A 22415-nucleotide genomic window follows, 5' to 3' on the forward strand; every position below is an offset into this window, starting at 1 on the left:
TAGAGGGCATCAGTGGGGAAGGATTCTGCTGAGAGCACGATCGAGCTGGTCGACCACGGTGTCCAGGGCGGGAGGTCGAAGGATCGAGTAATGATGGGCGTCGGCGTCGACGACGGTCAGTGGTCCGGCCAGGTGACGTGACCAGCCGAGATCGGCCGCGTGCTCGGCGGGGGTGTCGTCGATGCCCATACCGATCCCCGAATTGTTCGGGGCGAGTTGTGTGCACCGGACGAGCACGGTCTCGGTGGCCGAACCGGAGAGCAGGCGCGGCTGGTGACGTGCGAGAGCGTCGAGATGACGGCCGAATACCTCGAGGCGTGAACGTCCGTCGTCGCGGGGGCCGAGCAGCCGACGGCTGCGCAGTTTCTCGGCGATCACGGTGCTTCTCGTGTCGGCGTCCAGGTTCGCGATCTCGTTCCATGCGGTCTCGCCGATATCGAGATCGATATCGAGGAACGCCTCCAGCGCACCCAGTTGGCGCCGCGCGACCTCGGTCTCATGTTGTGTGGGCGTGCCGGGGATCGGGGTGATGTAGGTCGGGTCGTTGGAGTCGAGCATGACTATCAGCGCAGTGTGCTCGCCGTCCTCGTGCAGTTGCCGTGCAATCTCCTGCGCTACTGAGCCGCCCATGGACCAGCCGCCGAGCAGCCATCCCGCAGACGGAGTCGAATACCTACTCCGGATCGCCGACAGATACTGCGCGGCGATGGCCGGTATCGAGTCCGCGCCCGGGGTATCGGCGGTGAGCTGGGGGTCGGTGAGTGCCACGACCGCGACGTCGGTGACCAGCCGCCGCGACAACTCGGCGTAGCAGAGCACGTCTCCGCCCGAGGGATGGATAAGGAACAGCGTGGGAGATTCTGCCCGATCCGATGCTGCACCTCGCAGTGGGACGAGGACGTCGGCGGGATCGATCGCCGGCAGGTCGCAGGTGGTACCCACCTGCGTCCACGCGCCGCCGTCCTCGGCGAGGCACGTCACCACCTCGGTGTGCCGGGCCACCACTCGATCCAGCTCGTCGTCCGGGAACAGCCCGTCCAGCACGTCCCATTGCAATCGCAGTTCGCCGTCCTGCTCGAGCACCTGATGATCGAGCCACGTCTGCGGTGTCTGACCGACGGCATGGACCTGCGCGCCGACCCATTCGAGGGAGCCCGAATCGTCGACCATGTCGTGCACACCGAGTGCGCCGGTGAACACGACAGGTACCGAGCGCCGCTCACCGGAACGGGTGGATTGTTCGGCCAGAAGCTCGAGTGCCGAATATTCACGATGATCGAGATCGTCGAACATCGTGCGTTGGGTGGCCTGTGCGCGGTCGACGAACGACGAGCCGGTGAGGGCGTCCGACTCGTGCAGGATCAGCGACGTGAAGTCGCCGACCACCTTGTTGACGTCGGGGTGGACGGGCGGGCGGTCGAACAACGTCAGAACGACCGAGAAATGCGGCGTCGCCGACCATGCCCGCAGCGAATCGGTGTAGACCGTGAGCAGCGCTGCCGTCGGTGTGATGCGGTGGCGTCGGCATTCGGTGACGAATCGACTCCACCGATCGGCGCTCAGCGCGGTGGCCCGCCGAACGAACCGAGGACTTCGATCGAGTGCCGCGCGGATCGGCAGCTCCGGTGGCCCGGGAACGGTGTCTGCGCGGGTCAGCCAGTAGCGCTCGGCCTCGGCCCCTCCCGGTCCTCGTCGCCGCAGTGCCATTGCCGACGAGCACTGTGCGGGATGAAGTTCGAGCGTGGGAAGCGGGGTATCGGGGTCGTTGTACAAGGTCTTCAGTTCGGATTCGATGATCCACCAGCTCGCGGCGTCACAGATCAGGACGTCGACGCCGATGAACAACCGGACCCGGTTCGGTTCGACGATCGCGGCGGAGATCTGCACGAGAGGCCAGCGATCGGGAGGGCCGGGCTTCTCGGCGACCCGTTGCCTGATCTCCGCGAGGATGCGCGACTTGGTCTCGTCGTCGGCGCGGGAGAGATCTCGGGTTCTGATGCGGTACGACGGGACGGAATCGAGCGTCCGTAGCCGTCCGTCGGGTGTCGCAACACTGCGCAGCAGGGGATGGCGGTCGACGACCGCATCGAGCGCCTTCCGATAGCGCTCCAGATCCAGATCGACACAGTCGTATTCGAGGTAGAAGTGGCACGGGATGTCGCCCCACTCGTATCCTCCGTCGCGTCCGATCCAGTACGCGTGCTGCACCCGCGTCATGTCGAACGTTCCGTCGGCTCGCAGGGCCTCCGACAGCGACGGAACCGTGCCTGTAAGGCCGTTCGGGGCATTGCGTGGCGCGGGTACTTGTGCAGCATCGATGTGCCCCGAGAATTCCGTCAGCGTCGCAGCTGTCAGGAGGTCGCGGAGACCGAGTTCGACGCCGAAACGCTGCCGCACGATGTCGAGCATCCTGGTGCCCAGCAGTGAATGTCCGCCGAGCGCGAAGAAGTCGGCATCGGGGTCGGTCACAGTGGTGCCGAACAGCGTCGACCAGATCTCGGCCACCGACTGTTGAGTGGCGGTGAGATCCGACGGTGCCGCGTCGGCCACCGCTCGTGGTCTGGGGATCGAGGCTGCACGGGAACGCACATCGAGGCTCGAAGTACCGACTGCGACGACGGTGGGGCAACGGCCGGAGCCTGCGAGATCGAGGATCCGGTCGAAGGCGCTCAGGCCGGTGGCGGCATCGAGCGCACCCGACATCACGGTGGCCGACCCAGAACCCGAATCCGACTCGTCGAGCATCGTCTGCCAGCCGTCCCACACGATGCTGACCCAGCGGGTGAGGTGACCCGACACCGACGCGGCGTACGCGTCCATTGCCGTGTTCGACGCGGCGTACGGGCCCATTCCGACTCCGCCGAGCATCCCGGTGGCCGACGACATGCACAGAATCGAAGCGGGGCGCCGGTCTTCGGCCAATGCCGATACCGCGAGGTGGATGTTGCGCGCCACGGTCAATTTGGCATCGATGTGAGCGCGGGCTGCCTCGTGCACATAGGCAGTGAGCGTGACGGGAGCAACGGTGGCGGCCACCCCTGCAGCGTGGATGATCAGCCCGATCGGGTGACCCTCCGCGTCGAGGGAGGCCACCACTGCTGCGAAGTCGTCGGCGTCTGTGGCATTGCTGACGACGTGACGCACCGGCGTGGACTCGGTGTTCGTGGGTTCTCGCCGTGAGGTGACCACCACGTCGTAGCCGCGTTGCGACAGATGTCGGCTCAACAGCCGACCGACCGCCCCGGTTCCGCCGACGATCAAGGCCCGAGTTCGGGGCTGTACCCCAGCGGCCGGTTCGGCGGCAGACCACGACGTGGTGCCGCTCGTCCACCGGGTCCCTGCACGCACGGTGACCTGTGGGGCGGGCTGAGTGTCAGAGCGTCCGAGTGCGTCCCTGATTTCACTCAGGACAACGTCAGCGCCTTCCTCGTGCGCGATGTCGATGTCGAGATCGACTGCTGCCCAACGCAAACCGGGCGATTCCTGACCCAGTACCCGGGGTAGTGCCCGCACCGCCGCGGCTACCGGATCGACCGTGCCGCTGTGGGCGGGGTCCGACCCGTTGTAGGTCACCGATACCCAGAGCCCACCGTCCACCACGTGGGGAACGAGGTGTCCGGCTGCTTGCGAGAACGAGGTGACGGCATCGACCGGTCCGTCGTGGGCGTGCGCCAAGGTGACGACCCCGTGCAACTCGGTCGGGTTGTCCTCGGGTTCGGTGACGAGCACCCCCAGCTCTGCAAACTTGTTGCGAAGTGATTGTGCTGCAGGGGAACTGTCCAGGATCGCCCAGGTGCCGTGCGGCGTTTTCGAGATTGAGGCGGGCGGTAGCTGTCGCCACAGCGGTATCTGCAGTGGGTCGTCGAATGCGGCGGAAGATCCGGATGTGGCGTCCGACGGTTCGATCCACAGGTGTCTGCGATCGAACCGATAGCCGGGCGCGCGTATCGGCCGAGCTGGGCTGTGGTGGTCCCCGACGGGACCGGTGCCGCCGGATACTGCCGTGACGTCGACGGGCACTCCCACCGACCAGAGCCGGCCGACCGCTGAGCGGATCGTGACGGACTCGGATTCGTCCCTGCTCATCGTCGGCACCACAACAGCGGCATTGTCGAAACCATGAGACAGCGCCAGACCCGTCAGCGACGAGCCCGGCCCGACCTCGACCACCACCACATTGCCGTGCGCGGCAGTGACCGCAGCAGTGAGCGCGCGGGAGAACTGCACCGGACTGCGCAACTGGTCGATCCAGTGCGACGGTGCGCGCAGTGTGGCGGCGTCGACGGCGTCGCCGGTGACCGTGCTGAACACCGTGCTGGTACTCGGCTCTCGGGTCGTGGTGCCGAACGAGCGCACCGCGCGTTCGACTTCACCCAGCGCTGCCTCGACATGCCGCGAGTGCATCGCGGCATCGAGGCGCAACAGACCGACGTCGGCGCCCCGATCCGTCAGAAGCTCGTCGGCGGAGTGCAATGCGTCATGGGCACCGGCGATGACACAGGAGTTCGGGCCGTTCACGGCCGCCAGGTCGATTCCCGGGAGGTCGGGCAGTATGCCGCGGAGTTCGTGCTCGGAGAGGGCGACGGACATCATCCCGCCGACGCCTGCGGATTGCGCGGCAGCAGTGCAACGCGCGGCGACGAGTGTGCAGGCGTCATCCAATGTCAGTGCACCGGTGAACGCTGCGGCGGTGCATTCACCGAGGCTGTGACCGAGTAGTGCGGTCGGGGTCAGCCCCCAGGACTGCAGTAGACGCGCAGTACCGAGAGAGATCGCGAACAGTGCTGGTACAGCGAAGGCGACATCGCGGATGCGGCCGGAGGTGTCATTACGATCGAAGATGTCGCGGATGTCGACGCCGATACGGAGGAAGAGCAGGTCGGCGATCTCGTCGACTGCGGCACGGAACACCGGTTCGTCACGGTAGAGGTCTGCCCCCATGCCTCGGTAGTGACCACCGGCGCCCGGAAACGCGAAGATCACCGAGGGAGCCCGTGTGCGCGCCGAGACGGGCTCCGGGAATGCCGGACGCGCGTGCGGAGCAGCCGGGTCGAGCACCGCAGCCGTCCGATGTGGCAGGGCCGCGCGACCCGTTGCGAGCGTGTGTGCCAGATCGACCGGCGACGCCTCCTGTGCGAAATCGGCGATCGCATCGGCGGTGGCGCGTGCTCCATCGGTTGTGGCGCCCGAGGAGATCAACAGCACGGGACGCTCGAATACGTTCGGACGAGGTGGCTTTCCCGGTGCGGGGCCGAGCACGACATGGGCGTTGGTGCCGCCGATCCCGAAAGAGCTGACACCGGCCAGCGGGGCCGTATCCCAGTCCCGGGTCTTGCCGAGCAATTCGAACGGCGAATCCGAGAGCCGCAGTTCCTGCGCTACGGCATCGGACCCGAGTGACATCGGCAGTGTCCGATGATGGATCGCGAGGACCGTCTTGGCGAACGAGGCGATACCGGCAGCGGAATTGGTGTGGCCGATATTGCCTTTCACCGATCCGAGACCACACCATGGCGGACCGCCCCGTCCGAACACGGCGCGCAGGGCCGCGATCTCGATCGGGTCGCCGAGCCGCGTCGCCGTCCCGTGCGCTTCGATCAGGCCGATGTCCGACGGATCTGCCTCGGCAACGGCGAGCGCTTCGGCCACGACGCGGGCCTGGCCGCGCACGGAGGGGGCTGTGAACCCGGCCTTGTCGGTGCCGTCGTTGTTGACCGCGGACCCGCGCAGTACCGCGAGAATCGGGTCGCTGGAGGAAACCGCATCCTCGAGTCTGCGCAGGACGACGGCACCGGCGCCCTGGCTGTAGACGATGCCCGACCCCCGGGCCCCGAACGGCGCGATCTCGCCATCCCGCGAGAACACCCCGCCCTCGACATGAAGATATCCGCGTCCCTGAGGAACGATGGCCGACACTCCACCTGCGAGAGCGGTGTCGCACTCTCCGGAGAGGAGCGACTGCGCCGCGAGATGGATCGCGACGAGAGACGTCGAGCAGCTGGTCGATACGGCGATGGCCGGGCCGGTCAATCCGAGGCGGTAGGCAATCTGCAGGGGCAGATAGTCCGGCTGCGTGGCGATCGCGGTCTGCATGCTGCCCAGCGGATCGCGGCCACCGCCCGTCGTATCCCATCGACCGGCGAGGTTGTGTGCCAGGTAGCCGCTCTGCGCGGACCCGACGAAGACGCCGACGGCTCCACCGCCGCGACCGTGCCCGTGTCCGCTGTCTTCGAGCGCAAGCCAGGCACACTCCATCAACATGCGGTGTTGAGGATCGAGGGCGCACGCCTCCGCATCGGTGAATCCCCAAGCTGCGGGGTCGAAGTGGGACTGACCCTCGATGATCCCCGCGACCGGCACGTAGTTGCGATCCCGGACCAGCGACGGCGGAACACCCGCGGCGAGGAGCTCGTCGGTGGTCAGGCGCGTGAGTCCGCTGCGACCGTCACGAATCAGCGACCAGTACTGGTCGACGGACGGCGCACCGGGGAACCGTGTCGACAATCCGACGACGGCGATTCCGCCCGTCATCGGACGGCCTCCACGGCATGTATGCGGGCGGCGAGCCGGGCCGCGCGGCCGTGCGATGCGCTGGGCAGCCTCGAGGTGTGTTCGGCCGGTGGGGGTGCGGCACGAGTGCCGGCGTGCGCGTTCTCGGAGAGGAAGGCGGCGAGCGATGCGACGGTGGGATTGGCGAACAGGTCGATCACCGTGAAGTCGTCGGAGGCGACGGCTGTGCTCAATCGGCGGTGGGCGAGCACCAGCGTCAACGACGTCGCGCCCACGTCGAAGAACGGCGTGGAGGCATCGATCTTCTCGCCGAGGAGTTCGCTGAAGATATCGGTCACGAGAGTTTCGATCGCCGGGTCGACGAGGCGCCCCGGACTCTCGACCGGCTCGAGTGCTGACGGCGCAGGAGCCACTGGTTCGATCGCCTTGATACGCAGCTCGAGTAGCCCACTCGCTGCATGCACCTCGTCGACGGCCACCGAATCACCGAGCTGGCGAACGGTCCGATCGGCCCATCGGACGGCGGCGTCGAGAGATTCCCGTGGTCCCAGGGCACCTGCCGCGACCGTGATGCGCAGTTCGAGACCGCGCGCCAGCGCATCGGCGACCACATCGAGGGCCGTGTCGTCATCAGGGCCGCCCACAGGAATCTCGGTGTGCTGTCCCTTGTCGGCGGACGCTTCCGAATCCTGTTCGCGCCGAAAAGGATTGGGCAACGCGCGGTGGTCGACCTTGCCGTTCGGCGTGACCGGCAAGGACGGAAGCCGTACGAATCGACTGGGGATCATGTAGGGCGGGAGATGGGTCTGCAGAGCAGCAACGAGATCTGCGTCGGTCGCAGCTTCACCGGTTACCGAGGCGACGACGAAACAGATCAGACGCGGGCGGTCGTCGGGTCCGGGCACCGCCGAGGCGACGGCGGCACGTACCTGCGGCAACCGCTCGAGTGTCGAGTCGATCTCACCGAGCTCGATGCGATGTCCGGCGATCTTGACCTGGCGGTCGACGCGGCCGAGGAACTCGATGGAACCGTCGGTGCGCCACCTGCCGAGATCGCCGGTGCGGTAGAGGCGTCGGCCGGTCGCGGCGTGCACGACGAACCTCGCCGACGTCTGTTCCGGATTACCGATGTACTCACGCGCAAGACCGCCGCCGCCGATGTACAGCTCACCGGCCTGTCCGACCGTGCAGGGCACACCGTCGTCGAGAATGTGAAAGCTCTGACCGCCGAGTGCCCGCCCGTACGGGATCGTCGTCCATTCCGGATCGACCTCGCCGATCGGGTGAAAGATCGACCAGATCGCGGCCTCCGTGGCACCACCGAGGCTCACGATGGTGGCACTCGGCGCGAGAGCCCGCAGGCGATCGGGAAGCGTGGTCGGAATGTAGTCGCCGGACAGGAAGACGAGTCGCAGGGACGACAAGGCGCGTCGGGCACGTTCCTGTTCGATCTCGGCGTACTCGACGAGCATCTCGAGCAGCGCCGGCGCCGTGTTCCACAGCGTGACACGGTGCCGCGACATCACGTCCATCCAATGCCCGGGGTCGCGCAGGCGCGCGCTGTCGGGTAGAACCAGGGACCCGCCGGCACCGAGCACCGAGAAGATGTCGAACACCGACAGATCGAAGCTGAAGGCGGACAGGCCGAGCACGCGATCATCCGACGTGAGTGGATAGCGGCCCATCAGGTCGTCGAGTGTCGTTCTGACCGCGCGATGTTCGACAGCCACGCCCTTCGGTTCTCCGGTGGATCCGGAGGTGAAGATGACGTACGCGAGATCGCCCGGATCCGGTCGGCGAGGAACGGCGCGGTCGAGATCCGGAGAGTCGTCGTCGATCTTGCCGGCCGCATCGAAGGCGAGGACGTCGACGGCTGCCGGCCATCGGCTTCGGTCGACGTCCGCGGCCACCAGAGCGTGCGCGATGTCTGCCTGACGGATGACGCTGGCGACGCGCTCGGCGGGCCAGTTCGGTTCCACCGGGACATAGGCGGCGCCGCTCGCGGCGACACCGAGCACTGCGATGATCTGCGCCGGGCTCTTCTCGGCACTGACCGCGACGGTGTCGCCGGGGCCGATTCCGCGCGCGGCGAGGGATCGGGCAATGTCTGCGGCACGACAGCGGAGCGATTCTGCGGAATACGCGGTGGTGCCCGAGAAGACGGCCGGGGAGGAATCATCGGCGCGGGCAATGAACGGATCGGTCAGCAGCGGGCCCGTGGACTCGAATGCATTCACCGTGACCGGCTGGTCCGGATGGAAGCTGGGATCGTGCGCGAGGGCGCGCTCCGTCCAGGCTGCGTCGTCCTCGGCCAACCGCCCGAGAAGTCGCGTATGGGCATCGGCCATCGATCGCACGAAGTGGGGATCGAGCGCTCCGTCGACGGTGTCCCATGCGATGCGCAGTCGGCCACCGTCGTCGCGCACGATGTGATCGAGCAACACCTGAGGGGTCTGCGAGACGCCGAAGACTTCGGATCCCAGCCATGCAGTGGGGGAGTCGTTCCCGTCCGACAGGCCCAGTCCACTGGTGAAGACCACCGGGTGGCTGGGGCCGGGCAACTGTGCCGAGTCGGCGCCCGGGGCGGGCGTGGACGCGCGCGCGGGGCCGAGTCGGAGAACCTCCACCCCGGACACGGTTCGGTGACCCATATCCGACCAGAATCGGTGATTGACGGCGGACGCGAACGTCGCGAAATCGCAGTCGTCGGCCAACGGCATCTCGACCAGCACAGTGGTGGTGAAGTCGCCGATCGACTCCGCCGTGGTCTGTTCAACGTCCGGGTGTTCGCGGTCGAAGAGCGTGGTGTTGAGTGCGAACTTCTCGGTTGCTCCCCAGCATCGAAGCGTCATGGCGAAGCTCGCCAGCAACACTGCGGTCGGTGTCAGTCCACGCGAGGCGGATGCACGTCGAAGTGAATCCCAGGCGCTGGAATCCAATTCGGTCGAACAGCGAGTGAACCGGGGGAGGCCGAGGCTGTGGGGTGCTGCCAGCCACGGTAGGTTCGGGCCGCCGGGCAGCTCGGGTGCTCGGGTGGCCCAGTACTCGCGGTCTGCTGCGCGACGGCGACTCTGGTCGGGATCCGCCTTCCGGGCTCGGACGATCTCCGGAAACGACGCGCCCAGTGGCGGGAAGTCGGACCGGCCCCCTACCCGGGCGCCCCACTCGCGCATGAGCGTGATCCATCCGGCCATGTCGAGGGCGAGAATGTCGAAACCGACGAACAGGCGCGTGACTCCGCCGGGAAGCAGCGCCGCGCGGATGTCGTACAGCGGTCCGGTGTCGACCGGAAGTACGCGATGCGAATTCGTGCGGCGAAGCTCGTCGAGTGCATCCGCGCACGCGTCGGGCGACGCCTGCGTCAGATCGGTGACCTCGAAGCTGTATCTGTCCACGGAATCCCGGACAACACCCCGCGCGTCGGCGTCGACGACGAATCTCAGCATCGGATGTCGCTGAACCACTGCGTTCCAGGCATGTTCGAGTGTGCGTAGATCCGCATGCGGGTCGTCGGCGGCCCGGTCGTATTCGTAGTAGTAATACGTGGCTACGCCGCCGAGCGGAAAGGCCGGTTCACGGCCGACGAGATATGCCTGCTGGACCGCGCCGAGCTCGAAGGAGCCGTCGGTCGGTCGTGTCTCGGTCTCGGATGCTGCCTGCGGGGTGGATACCGGTGCTGGGTCGGCGTCGCGTCTGGTCCGGCCGATGCGCTGCGCGATGCCCATGGCCGTCGCCTCCCCCAGGAATTCCGTCAACTCCAGATCGACATCGGTGTCTTCGAACAGTCTGCGGCGCAGTCGTACTGCGGTGTAGGAGTCGATTCCCAGTGCGGTGAGCACCGAGGTCGGATCGATGGCGTCGGGTGGCGTCTCCACGATGTCACCGAGCGCTTCGAGAACGACGTCGATCGGCTCCTCGGTTCGGTGATCCGTGACGGGGTGCTTCTCGGGCGACGGCATGAGGGGCGTCCCTTCTGCAGTTGGAGGTGGCGGGATCGAGCGGTTGGTCTGTTACTCTAGATGATAATGATTACCGTTATCGAATCGGATGCCCGTCTCGGAAGCAGAGCCGACGAGAACGGTCTCGCAGCGATCGAGGGATGGTCGACCACGCAGTGCGCCGAGGACGTCGACGCGCTCGATCGGCTCGTTCTCGTCGGCCTCGCAGACCTACTGGTCCGCACCACCGACATCGCGGCCGTAGGCGGCGATGAGCCGCGGGCCCTTGCACACCGAATGAGTGCCTCGCCCGAACACCGGTGGGTAGTCGAGCGCTGGCTGAACGATCTCGTCGCCGCGGGCATGGTGGAGGCGCTCGGAGACGGCCGTGTTCGATTGGTCGAGCGACCTCGACGAACGGATCTGACCGCCGCGCGCGACCGGATGATCGAGGCGTGTGCACGACTGGGCTATGCGGCGTCGCTTCCCACGCTCCTCCTCGGCTCGCTCCGACACGCCGCCGACCTGCTGCAAGGACGCGTGAGTGTGCAGTCGATCCTCTACCCGGACGGCGACGCGACGGCAGCGCTCGAGGTGTACGGCACCAATGTCATCAGCCGCTACCTCAATGCGGCTGCTGCTTCCGTTGTCGCCGACCTCGCGCGCATCCGGGCGGCGCCGCTGCGCATCCTCGAATTGGGGGCGGGGGTGGGCGCCACGTCGGAACACATCCTGGGCACGCTCGGGGACGGGAACGTGAAGCACTATGTCTTCACCGATCTCTCGTCCCACTTCCTGCGCACAGCGCGCGAGCGGTTCGCCGACGAACCGTGGGTGCACAAGATGAGCTTCGCGACGGTGGACATCACCGCGCCCCTCGCCGACCAACTCGGAGGCGCAGAGCACGACGGCTACGACGTCGTGCTCGCCGCGACGATGGCGCACAACAGCATCGACGTCGACGCGCTGCTACGTGAGGTCGGCGTCCTGCTTGCGCCGGGCGGTGTTGTGGTGCTGATCGAGACGATCGTCGAGCATGCCCAATCGTTGACGACGATGCCCTTTGCGCTGTCGATGCCGGACGGTTCCGGCCCGCCGGCCCGCACCGATGTCCGGGCCGGTTCGCATCGCACCTACCTCACCGCTCACGAATGGACTGCAGCGATGGTGCGCGCCGGGCTTCGGCCGTGCGTCGACCTTCCCCGCAACGGCCATCCGCTCGAAGCATTCTCGCAGCGGCTCCTCGTCGCTGCCCGGCCCGATACCCCTACGACTCACGCGGAGACACACGACAGATGATTGCCCAAGTAGACAGCGTTCCAGCAGCACCGGGCACGGAGGACATCCGGCACGTGCTCACCGAGATCTGGGCGGAGCTGCTCGATCTGCAGCCGGCGGATGTCGTCGACGACGCCAGTTTCCTGCGACTCGGCGGTGACTCCGTGCTCACGGTCCGCATGTCGGCATTGATTCGCAAGCGTCTCGACATCGCGCTCGAGCTCTCCGATGTTCGCGTGGAGACGACGCTCGGTCAACTCGTCGAGTTGGTCGAGCGACGAAGCACGGACGAGCCTGCCCGTGCGTGGAACATCGAGATCGCGCGCCGCGACGATCCTCACTCGACGTTTCCACTCCTGCCGCTGCAACAGGGGTACTTCGTCGGGCAGCAGGACGGTTGGGAGCTGTCCTACGGGTCGGCTCACTACTACCTCGACTATGCGCTCGACGGGATGGAGAGCGACGATGCCGAGGACGCACTGACCGACGCGTTGGAGCGTCTGGCGCGTCACCAGCCGACGTTACGGGCGCGAGTGACGCCGGACGGTCGCCAATATGTGCTCGCGGAGTCGGACCCTTCCGCTCTGCCTCAGGTGACGCTGTACGACCTGCGCGATCGTGACGAGCGGGAGATCGAATCGACGCTGGCGGATGTGCGCCGGGACATGAGCGAACACGGCCCCGACCCGATCACCGGGCCGGGCATCGACGTGCGCTTGACGTTGCTGCCCGGTGGTCGCGGGCGCCTGCACCTCGGCATGAGTCTGTTGACCTTCGACGGATGGTCGTCGGGTGCGATGAACCGCGACCTGCTGGCGTACGCCGCAGACTGGAACGCGACGCTCGTGCCGCTGTCCATCGACTTCGGTGACTATGTTTCCTCACTGTCCGGACTCAGTCGCACCGAAGCATGGTTGGCAGACCGTGAGTGGTGGTGGGATCGTCTCGATGACCTGCCGGCCCCGCCGGCGCTCCCGCTGGTCGCCGACCCCAAGTCCGTCCGCCCGGTCACCATGGGCAACCGCGAGGCGCGGTTCTCGGCCGACGAATGGGCGGCACTGCGAACTCAGTGCACCGCACGCGATGTCACCGCGTCGACAGTCATGCTCACAGCCTTCGGTACGGTGCTGGCGCGCTGGGCCGGGCATTCGGATCTGCTGCTCAATGCCCTGCAGCTCAACCGTTTACCGCTGCATCCCGACGTGCACCGTGTGGTCGGGGCGTTTGCAGCCACGATGCTCATCCCACTCGAACTGGACCCCGATGCGAGTTTCGCCGAGTTGGCGGCCTCTGTGCAGTCGGTGTCGAGTGAATACACGTCGCACAATCTCGTCTCCGGTGTCGAAGCGGGCCGCGAGCTCGCACGGAGGCGGGGCAGCCGGCGACCGCCGGCGCCGATCGTCTTCCAGAGTGTGTTGGGAGTGGATGCTGCGATGGGCGGGACGGCTTCGACGGATGCCGGGCCGCTGGGAACGGTCGACATCGCGGACTATTTTCATCAGCTCCGCACTCCGCAGGTCGCTCTCGAAGTGCGTTGCTTCGAGCTCGGGGACGAAGTGGTGACCGTGTTCTCGCTGGTCGACGAAATCTTCGACGAAGCGGAAGTGGCGGTGGCCTTCGAAGAGTTCGTCTCCACCGTTCATGAACTTGCCGCAGGCAGAGGATGGGAAGCCGTCCCGAATCTTCCCCGCGCCGGTGCCCCTGTCTCAGACGACCGGATGCGGTTGGGTCTGCTTCCCGATCCTCCTGTCAACGAGCACAGTGGCCCGCCCGTCGACGATCTCGAATACACCGTGTGTGAGGTGTTCGAGGAGTTTCTCGACGTTCCGGTGCTCGATCGCGGCGGCAACTTCTTCGCCCTCGGCGGAGACTCGATGCTGGCCGTTCGTGTGGTGGCGTTGCTGGCCAAGGAAACCGGTGCGACCATTGCCATTCGAGATTTCCTCGACGACCCCACCGTCGCGGGTGCCGCCTCGGCGGTTCGGCTGCGATTGGGGGTCATTCAGTGAGCGGCGGCGATGCGGTCCCGGTGATCGGATTGATCGGTGGCTCCGGGACGGTGGGCCGCACGGCGGCGTTGCGAATGTCCGCAGCCGGGCTCGGATCGCTACGCATCGGTGGCCGCAACCTTGATACCGCAGCGGCCGTCGCCGCGGAATGTGCGGGGGAAGCCGAGCCGGTCCGGTTGGACCTGGCGGACGAAGCGAATCTCGAAGAGTTCTGCTGCGGCTGCAGCATCGTGGTGAACTGTGCCGGACCGTCTTACCTCGTGCTGGATTCGGTTGCGCGGACCGCCTTCTCCGTCGGTGCCGACTATGTCGATATCGGTGGGGAGCTTCCTGCCGCCGATGCGCTCCGAGCTGCGGACACTGCGCGTGGTCGGACTGCGATTTTCTCTGCGGGTGCGATGCCGGGCCTGTCCGGTCTGTTGCCGCGCTTGATCGCGCAGGACCGGCCGCTGCGCCGACTGGAAACGTATGTCGGTGGGGTGGCTCGGTTCACGGAGTTGTCTGCGGCCGATGGACTCCTGACCCGCGGAGAGCGCTTCGGCGAGTCGATGGCCTCGATGCGGGACGGGCAGATCGCCTCCAATTCGGCGCCGCCGCTTCGCGATGTCTCGCTTCCCGGTTTTCCTCGTCCGGTGCATGCGTGGCCGTATCTGACGACCGAAGCGCAGTCACTGGGCGGGCTACCGGGGGTCGCCGAGGTGCGTGCGTACAACGTCTTCGCTTCCGACCGCCTCACCCTCGCGATGACGCACGCGTGGGCACAGCTGTCGGCTTCCCCGGATCACACCGAACTCGCGCCGTTCATACCGTCGATCGTCGACGCGACCATCGCCGACGAAGACGAATTCGGGTCGTTCTACGTCATGCTGTTCACGGGCCGGCCCGCGCCGGGGCATCCTCGAGGCACCACCCGGGTGGTTCTGCGCGCCGAGGATTCGTACGGTCTCAGTGGGGCGGTGGTTGCCCTCGCTACCGAGCACATCCTGGACGGACGGGTTCCGCCAGGTGTCCATCTGGCCGCCGAAGCGCTCGACCCCACCTATACGGTCGAGCGGCTCCGAGACGATCCATTGGTTCACGAGTTGCTGGTGGTGTGAGTTTCGCGCCGGGTCGCGGTGTATTCCGCCCCTGCACAACGTCTTCTCCACAGTCGAGCAGGTGCACTCGTTGTCGGTGCACCTGCTCGATCCGGACCTCGGCACCATCAAGCCGGTGGATGTCATCCATAGCAGGGTGGCGGGGGAGCCGCCCGGGGCCGCGTCTTACGTGTGGTCAGAGATTGCGGGGATCGAGAAGCTCGGCGTGCACTGCCTTCACGAGCCGTCGAGGAACCTGGTAGGTGACACCGTCGACGGTGATGGGGACGAGGGCGGGCACGCTCGCCGTCCACTGGGAACGCCGAGAGCGGGTGTTGGAGCGGGACATGCGGCGTTTGGGAACTGCCATGGCGGAATCCTTTCGAAGGGGTGATCAGGGGCGGCGACGGCCGTACTTGCGCTCGAATTTCTCGACGCGACCGGCCACGTCCAATGTCCTGGCTGTTCCGGTCCAGAACGGATGGGATTCGCTGGTCACGTCCGCCACGATCAGGGGATAGGTATTGCCGTCGGACCACGCGATCGTGCGGTCGGACCGGGCGGTCGAGCGCGTCAGGAACGCGGTTCCTGTGGTGGCGTCCTGGAACACGACGGGGTGGTACTCGGGATGGATGGTGGGTTTCATCGTCGTCCTTCTCCTTCTGTCGATGAGGTTTCCGGTTCGCTGAGAGCCGACGGCTCGCACGGGTCTTCGTGGTAGTCACCGAACGGGTCGCTCCAGCTCGCCCACAGATGGGGCTTCGCGAGTTCGGCATCGGTGAGCTGCGCCCGATCCAGGGCTGCGCGGATCGAGTCGGGTTCGGTGTCGTGGGTGAGGATCGCCAGCGAGGTGTCGCGGTCGCCGAAGGTCTCGTCCCAGCGCAGCGCGGCCAGGGCTTGCCGTTCACTGTTCACGTCCCGGAGCTGTTCCGGCGTCATCGACGCGAGCCACGGCCCGGCGTGGGCGATGCGCAGACCACCTCCGGCGGATTCGAGCAGCAACGCATTGTCGGGTTGCGTTGCCACCCATGCCCGGCCGCGGGTGCGGACCACGCCGTCGAGCAGTGCATCGATCGCCCCGTGGAGGCGTTCGGGATGAAATGGGCGGCGGGCGGTGTATTCGAACAGCTGTACGCCGCAGTCCTCGTCGAGCGGCGGTTGTCCGCGCAGGAGCGGCGTATGCGCGTCGGAGATCGCACCGCGCCGAGCGGTGGGGGGAATTCGTCGCAGCAGGGATTCGATGTCGCCGTGCTCACCCCAGATCACGGGTGCATCAGGCGCCAGCCGGGACAGCACCGCGTGCAGACGCGCCTGCTGCCATCCGTCGGATCCAGGATGGACGACGAGGGCATCTGCGAACTCGACCTGCCCGACGACGACCTGTGCGAGCGTGCGTTCGTCATCGAGTTCGTCGTAGCCGGTGGCGTCGTCGAGCCAGGTGGCAGCGTCGACGCAGGTGACGGTGCCCTCGACCCGTACGTCATGGGAGGCGGGTGCGTCGACCCGGCCGATGATGCCGGTCACCACCATGTGTTCGATTGCCCAGCACAGTGCTTCGGGTTCGAAGAGTGGGTCGAGGAGCAGGACGATGCGGTCGACGTTGCTGCGATCGTGGAGGCGGCGCAGCAAGGGGAGTAGGTCTTCTCTCAACGTGCACGAGACGCAACCGTGGGCGAGTTCGAGGATCTCTTCACGCTCGTCGTCGATCGTGGTCAGTGTGCGCCGCACGATGCCCTCGTAGACGTCCGCCAGGTCGTGGCGCACGATGATCGTCCCTGGTTTCAGGAGTGCGTGTGCGGTCTGTTCGATCGATCCGCGCCACCCGGCGACGAGGATCAGCGGTGTCCGGCGGTCCACCATGCCCCTTTCGATAATGATTGTCATTTCTGTTGGCTCGAGCGTACAGTCCCTGTCGTTCCTTGTCGAAAATGATTGTCGCTAACGTTGTGGCGACGGAGAGGACACCGTGTCGGCGCACTGCCAAGTCACCGGACGCGTTCCCGGATTCGGAAAATCCGTATCCCATTCGCATGTCCGCACCAACCGACGCTGGGATCCGAACATCCAGCGCAAGACATATTTCGTGCCCTCCGAGAAACGTCGGGTCACCTTGACGGTCTCGGCGAAGGGCATCAAGACCATCGATCGTGACGGGATCGATGCCGTCGTCGCCCGGCTGCGCGCTCGAGGGGAGAAGCTGTAGATGGCCCGCAACGAGATTCGCCCGATCGTGAAACTGCGCTCTACCGCCGGAACCGGGTTCACGTACGTCACCCGCAAGAACAGACGCAACGATCCCGATCGTCTCGTGCTGCGTAAGTACGATCCGGTGCTGCGCCGGCACGTCGAGTTCCGCGAGGAGAAATAGTCGTGGCCAAGAAATCGAAGATCGCCCGAAACGAGCAGCGGCGTATGATCGTCGCCCGCTACGCCGATCGCCGCAGCGAACTCAAAGAGACTGTGCGGCGGCCCTCGAGCACCCCGGAGGAGCGACGCGCCGCGCAGGCTGCTCTGCAGCGACTGCCACGCGACGCGAGCCCGGTGCGGGTGCGTAATCGGGACGTCGCGGACGGCCGCCCCCGCGGTCACCTCCGCAAATTCGGGCTCTCTCGTGTGCGGATGCGCGAGTTGGCGCACCGGGGTGAACTGCCTGGCGTCCGCAAGTCGAGTTGGTAAGGGGCTTCCGAGTTCATGGCAGTCAACCGAGTACCCAAGCGAGTATCCAAGAAGGCGCCTGCTGTCTCCGGTTGCACACCGCGACGAAATCCGCTGCGCGCCGCGAAGATCGAGCAGGTCGACTACAAGGACGTCACCCTGTTGCGCACGTTCCTTTCCGACCGAGGCAAGATTCGTAGCCGCCATGTCACCGGCCTGACCCCGCAACAGCAACGTCAGGTTTCCGCCGCGGTGAAGAATGCCCGGGAGATGGCTCTGCTGCCGTTTGCCGGTACTCACCGCTGAGCGCTTCTCGAATACCCGAACACCGGCGGGACAGGCATGTCCCGCCGGTGCTATTACTCGCCAGGAGGCAAACATGAAGGTTCGTGCATCACTGAAGTCGCTGAAGAACCAGCCCGGCGCTCAGGTCGTCCGTCGCCGAGGGCGGGTATATGTGATCAACAAGCAGAACCCACGATTCAAAGCCCGCCAGGGCTGACGACCGATCCGGCGCCGTGACATCCCAGCGCCACCGCTACTCCGGTGCGGGTGCCCCCGAGTAGTGCGCACATACCCCCAGTTGCCGGGGAACCGAGGCGCGCGACGCTCATGAAGTGGGAGAGTGGAAGGAGCGGAAGCTCGACTGAACGTCCACCAAGGAGTTCGATGATGACCGACCACCAGGAACATTCCGGCCATGAGCATGTTCACGCCGAAGGCTGCGGGCACGTGGCCGTGCCCCATGGCGATCACGTCGACTATGTCCACGACGGGCACCTGCATCGCGCCCACGACGGGCATTTCGACGAATGCGAGCCCACTGAGCACCGGGTTCATGACGGGCACGATCACACCCACGGTCCAGAATGCGGACACGTAGCGGTCCCGCACGGTGATCACGTCGACTATGTCCACGACGGGCACAGGCACGCTGCGCACGACGGGCATTACGACGACCACTGACGAGGTTCGGAGCTACCGGCCGGCGAGGACTGCCACTGGTGATGCCTTCGTATCCGAGCGATCCAGGGCACGCCGGCGCTGAGCAGCAGCAGTGCGACGTGTTCCGCGAGCACCTCATCGCCTGCTATGTCACCGACCAGACCTCACTGAAGCTGCGGCATCGGATCGGCATGCGGATTGACGATTGAATAGACACAAGTCAATATAGACAGATGTCGAATCAGAAGCCGAGCGGGGGCGAGCCCTGCTGCCCGCCGCTGTCGCGTGAGCCCCTCACCTCGGATTGGGCCGGCGACCTGGCCCGCATGTTCAAGGCCCTCGGTGATCCCGTTCGGCTGCGCATGCTGAGTCTGATCGCCAGCCACCAGGGCGGCGAAAGCTGTGTGTGCGACATCAGCCCCGCCTTCGACCTCTCGCAACCGACCATCTCGCATCACCTCAAGGTGCTGCGCGAAGCCGGACTTCTCGACTGTGAGCGGCGCGGCACCTGGGTGTACTACCGGGTGATCCCCGCCGCCCTCGAGCAACTCTCCGCGGTGCTCGCCACCGAATCCGGTGTGCTGCCCGGATCGGCCTGCACCTACGCACCGAATGAACCGCTCGAGGGGGCCATCTCGTGACCACCGACACCCGATCCGTCGCCGGCAAGATGTCGGTCCTCGACCGATTCCTGGCCGTGTGGATAGGCATCGCCATGGTCGTCGGCCTGCTGCTCGGCCGCCTGATCCCTGGGCTCGGGGATGCGTTGAGCGTCATCGAGATCGACAACATTTCCCTGCCGATTGCGCTGGGCCTGTTGATCATGATGTATCCGGTGCTCGCGAAGGTGCGCTACGACCGCCTCGACACTGTCACGGGCGATCGCAAGCTGCTGATCTCGTCGCTGATCCTCAACTGGGTGCTCGGTCCGGCGCTGATGTTCGCCCTCGCCTGGCTGCTGCTGCCCGATCTGCCCGAATACCGCACCGGCCTGATCATTGTCGGCCTGGCCCGCTGTATCGCGATGGTCATCATCTGGAACGACCTTGCGTGCGGCGACCGGGAGGCCGCCGCCGTGCTGGTCGCGATCAACTCGATGTTCCAGGTGATCATGTTCGCGGTGCTCGGCTGGTTCTACCTGTCGATCCTGCCGGGCTGGATCGGACTCGAACAGACCACGCTCGATGTCTCGCCGGGGCAGATCGCGAAATCGGTGCTGATCTTCCTCGGTATCCCTCTGATCGCCGGCTTCTTGACCCGCCACTTCGGAGAAAAAGCCAAGGGCCGCAAGTGGTATGAGGACACTTTCCTGCCGAAGATCGGACCGTGGGCGCTCTACGGGTTGCTGTTCACCATCGTGATCCTGTTCGCCCTGCAGGGTGAGCAGATCACCTCGCAGCCCTGGGACGTCGTGCGCATTGCGTTGCCGCTGCTCGCGTACTTCATCCTCATGTGGGGTGGTGGATTCGTGTTCGGTGCTGCGGTCGGCCTGGGTTACGAGCGCACCACCACCTTGGCGTTCACCGCCGCCGGCAACAACTTCGAGCTGGCAATCGCGGTGGCGATCGGCACCTTCGGGGTCACCTCCGGTCAGGCGTTGGCCGGGGTGGTCGGTCCGCTCATCGAAGTGCCCGTCCTTGTCGCTCTTATCTACGTCTCGCTTGCGCTGCGTAAGCGTTTCACCCGTTCGCCCGCCCTCACCGTGTCGTGATGCACCAGAAGGGACGTCTGGTTCCATGACCATCGACTCCACGACCGATCGCACACCGTCGGTGCTGTTCGTCTGTGTGCACAACGCGGGCCGTTCCCAGATGGCCGCGGGGTTCCTCACTGCGCTGGCCGGCGACCGGGTCGAGGTCCGCTCCGCCGGCTCCGCCCCCGCTGTCGCGGTGAACCCCGCCGCTGTCGCGGCGATGGCCGAGGTGGGTATCGACATCTCCGCGCAGAACCCGAAGATCCTCACCGTCGATGCGGTGCAGGCCTCCGATGTGGTGATCACCATGGGGTGCGGCGACACCTGCCCGGTGTTCCCGGGCAAGTCCTATCGCGATTGGGTCCTCGAAGATCCGGCCGGCCAAGGGGTCGAGGAGGTGCGTCCGATTCGCGACGAGATCAAGGCCAAGGTCGAGGCGCTGATCGCCGAGCTCGTCTCCGACGTCAGGAATGTCGGCCAAGGCCGGGTTCGCCGATCGTCGGGGTGATGTGCTTTGCCGACGACGTGAACCGATCGTGCGCTCGAGACCTGTCTCTTGCTCGTGCGGGGAGGGCTGCGCTGGGGATGATGAACGCGCAGAGGAAGTGGATACTTCGGTTGCGAGGAGCGAGACGCCGCCGATGAGTGTCAGCCACGCTACGGAGTGGAGGGCGAGGCCTACGCTCATGTTGCCGGTCTGCCCGATCAATTCCATGAACTCTGCGCGCATGACAAGCCAGGTCAGGAAACCACCGATCAACGCGACGCCGCCGATGAGACGCCCGATACGGCCACGGCGCTTCATCGTTCCTCCACGGTGATCGCGATTTCGACGGTGTAGTCGTGCATCACCTTGATCACCTTGGCTCAGTGGCTGATAGGCCATTTGGCAGCGCGCGGAGGAAGCCAAGCGCTGCCTTGCGCGCGTTTAAACGGGTCGGGACGCGGAACGGGTGGAGAAGAAGCTGCTGACAAGGGCTCGTCGGGGTGTGGCGGTCAGGGTTCGCTGAGCGCTGCGGTGAGCTTTTCGGTGACGAGGCGGACGGCAGGTGCGGGCTGTTCGCGGTGGGTTATCAACCCGAGCTTCGCGTGAACGGTCGCGTCTCGGATGGGCGCAACGACAAGACTTCCAGCGGTTTCGATCGTGCGGGGCAACACCGCGATTCCGCCGCCGCGCTCGGCAAGACCGAGCAGGGTGAGCGGTGAGCTTGCTTCGATGTCGACTCTCGGGTCGAGGCCGAGCTTCGCGCAGGACTGGTCGTATGCGGCGCGGATTCCGCTACCCAGGGGAAGGCTGAGGACTGGGTGCCGCTGCACGTCGGCCAGGCGCGGCCGGGCACCGAGGCCAAGGTCTGAGAGAGCGAACGCATGAAGTTGCTCGTCGGTAACGAGCTGATTCGCGAACTCGGGTGGGAGTGCGCCCGCGTAGCCGGTGAGAGCGATGTCGAGGCTCCGGTCGCGGATGCCGCGTTGGAGTTCGGTGGCGCTGCCTTCGCTGACTCGGAGGGTGATGCCGGGATGTGTCGTGCCGAGACCAGCCACGACGTCGAGGAATCCGGGGATGATGCATCCGGGGATGGTTCCCAAGCGCACCGGCCCGCGTACGGCGTCCGCGAACTCGGCTGCGGTGTAGGTGATCGCGTCGAGGCTGGCGAGAGCCTCGCGCGCCAACGGGAGAAGGGCATGGCCTGCCGGTGTGAGGGTGAGTGCTCGGCCTCTGGTGTACAACGACTGTCCCAGCTCGCGTTCCAGCTTTGCAAGCTGGGTACTCACTCCAGATTGGCTGACGTGCAGATGGGCCGCAGCCGCCGTGAATGAGCCCTCGTCTGCGACGGCGGCGAAGTATCGAAGCTGATGCACTTCCATACGTACCGATGATAGCTCGGATCAGTTCTATCTGTTGGACAGATACATTCGGAACTGCGGAGGATGGAGGCATGAGCGCACTGGAGCAGATCGACCAGACATATTTCACCGCGTGGGAGAAGGGCGACTACGACACCATCCGGTCCCTGGTTGCGGAAGATGTTGACTTCATCGGGCCGCTGGCGCAGACGCAGGGCATCGACGAGTTCCTGACCGGTTTGCAAGGTCTTGGCCGGGTTCTGACGCGCATCGAGGTGAAGGCCAGATTCGCGAACGACACCGACGTGCTCACCTGGTTCGACCTGCACAGCACGATCGCTAGCCCAGCACCCACCGCGAAGTGGACGCACTTCGAGAACGGGAAGATCACCCGCATCCGCGTTGCCTTTGACCCCCGCGAGGTGCTCGCAGCCCAAGCGGGTCGCACCGCGACTCAGTGAGCGCG

The 22415-nt window shown here is 66.0% G+C and carries 21 protein-coding genes; 15 read left to right on the forward strand and 6 right to left on the reverse strand.

Annotated elements, in window-relative coordinates:
- Nucleotides 1–9: 9 nt before the first annotated feature.
- On the reverse strand, nucleotides 10–6531 hold the full coding sequence (locus ACZ46K_RS10140; protein ID WP_464748013.1) for an SDR family NAD(P)-dependent oxidoreductase: 6522 nt from the start codon (nucleotides 6529–6531) through the stop codon (nucleotides 10–12).
- Nucleotides 6528–10469 (reverse strand): amino acid adenylation domain-containing protein, encoded by a 3942-nt coding sequence (locus tag ACZ46K_RS10145; RefSeq protein ID WP_464748015.1) that lies wholly within the window; start codon nucleotides 10467–10469, stop codon nucleotides 6528–6530. The genes ACZ46K_RS10140 and ACZ46K_RS10145 overlap by 4 nt, the downstream gene beginning before the upstream one ends.
- Before the next feature lie 66 nt (nucleotides 10470–10535).
- On the opposite strand from ACZ46K_RS10145, the gene ACZ46K_RS10150 reads away from it, so the two are divergent.
- The 3 genes from ACZ46K_RS10150 to ACZ46K_RS10160 are packed head-to-tail and all read left to right on the forward strand — an operon-like array spanning nucleotide 10536 to nucleotide 14832.
- Nucleotides 10536–11747: a class I SAM-dependent methyltransferase gene (locus tag ACZ46K_RS10150; RefSeq protein ID WP_054810192.1), complete on the forward strand. Its 1212-nt coding sequence runs from the start codon at nucleotides 10536–10538 to the stop codon at nucleotides 11745–11747.
- On the forward strand, nucleotides 11744–13735 hold the full coding sequence (locus ACZ46K_RS10155; RefSeq protein WP_464748017.1) for a condensation domain-containing protein: 1992 nt from the start codon (nucleotides 11744–11746) through the stop codon (nucleotides 13733–13735). Before ACZ46K_RS10150 ends, ACZ46K_RS10155 begins: the two co-directional genes overlap by 4 nt.
- Nucleotides 13732–14832: a saccharopine dehydrogenase NADP-binding domain-containing protein gene (locus ACZ46K_RS10160; RefSeq protein WP_464748019.1), complete on the forward strand. Its 1101-nt coding sequence runs from the start codon at nucleotides 13732–13734 to the stop codon at nucleotides 14830–14832. The genes ACZ46K_RS10155 and ACZ46K_RS10160 overlap by 4 nt, the downstream gene beginning before the upstream one ends.
- Before the next feature lie 175 nt (nucleotides 14833–15007).
- Here ACZ46K_RS10160 and rpmF read toward each other — a convergent pair whose 3' ends face one another.
- From rpmF to mrf, 3 genes are read right to left on the reverse strand one after another with little or no spacing between them, the layout of a single operon-like run.
- On the reverse strand, nucleotides 15008–15181 hold the full coding sequence (rpmF, locus tag ACZ46K_RS10165) for a 50S ribosomal protein L32 (RefSeq protein WP_054807024.1): 174 nt from the start codon (nucleotides 15179–15181) through the stop codon (nucleotides 15008–15010).
- 24 nt (nucleotides 15182–15205) lie between these two features.
- Nucleotides 15206–15457 (reverse strand): type B 50S ribosomal protein L31, encoded by a 252-nt coding sequence (locus ACZ46K_RS10170; RefSeq protein ID WP_054807025.1) that lies wholly within the window; start codon nucleotides 15455–15457, stop codon nucleotides 15206–15208.
- A complete protein-coding gene (gene mrf, locus ACZ46K_RS10175) occupies nucleotides 15454–16668 on the reverse strand; it encodes a ribosome hibernation factor-recruiting GTPase MRF (protein WP_054807028.1) in 1215 nt (404 codons plus the stop codon). Before mrf ends, ACZ46K_RS10170 begins: the two co-directional genes overlap by 4 nt.
- Before the next feature lie 109 nt (nucleotides 16669–16777).
- Here mrf and rpmB point away from each other — a divergent pair, with 109 nt between their 5' ends.
- The 11 genes from rpmB (at nucleotide 16778) to ACZ46K_RS10230 (ending at nucleotide 20945) form a co-directional block, all read left to right on the forward strand.
- Nucleotides 16778–17014 carry a 50S ribosomal protein L28 gene (rpmB, locus tag ACZ46K_RS10180; protein WP_054807026.1) on the forward strand — a complete coding sequence of 79 codons (237 nt, stop codon included), beginning with the start codon at nucleotides 16778–16780 and terminating at the stop codon, nucleotides 17012–17014.
- Nucleotides 17015–17179 carry a 50S ribosomal protein L33 gene (rpmG, locus tag ACZ46K_RS10185; protein WP_054807027.1) on the forward strand — a complete coding sequence of 55 codons (165 nt, stop codon included), beginning with the start codon at nucleotides 17015–17017 and terminating at the stop codon, nucleotides 17177–17179.
- A gap of 2 nt (nucleotides 17180–17181) precedes the next feature.
- Nucleotides 17182–17487, forward strand: a complete 306-nt coding sequence (rpsN, locus tag ACZ46K_RS10190; RefSeq protein ID WP_464748022.1) for a 30S ribosomal protein S14 — start codon at nucleotides 17182–17184, stop codon at nucleotides 17485–17487.
- 15 nt (nucleotides 17488–17502) lie between these two features.
- On the forward strand, nucleotides 17503–17772 hold the full coding sequence (rpsR, locus tag ACZ46K_RS10195; protein WP_054807793.1) for a 30S ribosomal protein S18: 270 nt from the start codon (nucleotides 17503–17505) through the stop codon (nucleotides 17770–17772).
- 73 nt (nucleotides 17773–17845) lie between these two features.
- Nucleotides 17846–17968, forward strand: a complete 123-nt coding sequence (ykgO, locus tag ACZ46K_RS10200; RefSeq protein WP_464748025.1) for a type B 50S ribosomal protein L36 — start codon at nucleotides 17846–17848, stop codon at nucleotides 17966–17968.
- Nucleotides 17969–18138: 170 nt separating this feature from the next.
- Nucleotides 18139–18432 (forward strand): hypothetical protein, encoded by a 294-nt coding sequence (locus tag ACZ46K_RS10205; protein ID WP_464749280.1) that lies wholly within the window; start codon nucleotides 18139–18141, stop codon nucleotides 18430–18432.
- A gap of 41 nt (nucleotides 18433–18473) precedes the next feature.
- A complete protein-coding gene (locus ACZ46K_RS10210) occupies nucleotides 18474–18620 on the forward strand; it encodes a hypothetical protein (RefSeq protein WP_464749525.1) in 147 nt (48 codons plus the stop codon).
- A gap of 24 nt (nucleotides 18621–18644) precedes the next feature.
- Nucleotides 18645–19052, forward strand: a complete 408-nt coding sequence (locus ACZ46K_RS10215; RefSeq protein WP_054807794.1) for an ArsR/SmtB family transcription factor — start codon at nucleotides 18645–18647, stop codon at nucleotides 19050–19052.
- A 29-nt stretch (nucleotides 19053–19081) separates the two neighbouring features.
- Nucleotides 19082–20122, forward strand: a complete 1041-nt coding sequence (gene arsB / locus ACZ46K_RS10220) for an ACR3 family arsenite efflux transporter (protein WP_054810197.1) — start codon at nucleotides 19082–19084, stop codon at nucleotides 20120–20122.
- Nucleotides 20123–20147: 25 nt separating this feature from the next.
- Nucleotides 20148–20612: an arsenate reductase ArsC gene (locus ACZ46K_RS10225; protein WP_464748028.1), complete on the forward strand. Its 465-nt coding sequence runs from the start codon at nucleotides 20148–20150 to the stop codon at nucleotides 20610–20612.
- Nucleotides 20613–20768: 156 nt separating this feature from the next.
- Nucleotides 20769–20945 (forward strand): hypothetical protein, encoded by a 177-nt coding sequence (locus tag ACZ46K_RS10230; RefSeq protein ID WP_464748031.1) that lies wholly within the window; start codon nucleotides 20769–20771, stop codon nucleotides 20943–20945.
- A gap of 155 nt (nucleotides 20946–21100) precedes the next feature.
- Here ACZ46K_RS10230 and ACZ46K_RS10235 read toward each other — a convergent pair whose 3' ends face one another.
- Nucleotides 21101–21970 (reverse strand): LysR family transcriptional regulator, encoded by an 870-nt coding sequence (locus tag ACZ46K_RS10235; protein ID WP_464748033.1) that lies wholly within the window; start codon nucleotides 21968–21970, stop codon nucleotides 21101–21103.
- 71 nt (nucleotides 21971–22041) lie between these two features.
- Here ACZ46K_RS10235 and ACZ46K_RS10240 point away from each other — a divergent pair, with 71 nt between their 5' ends.
- Nucleotides 22042–22410, forward strand: coding sequence for a nuclear transport factor 2 family protein (locus ACZ46K_RS10240; RefSeq protein ID WP_054805138.1), 369 nt, complete (start codon nucleotides 22042–22044; stop codon nucleotides 22408–22410).
- The last annotated feature ends 5 nt before the right edge of the window (nucleotides 22411–22415 follow it).

This window comes from Rhodococcus sp. JCM 9793, from assembly GCF_055380405.1.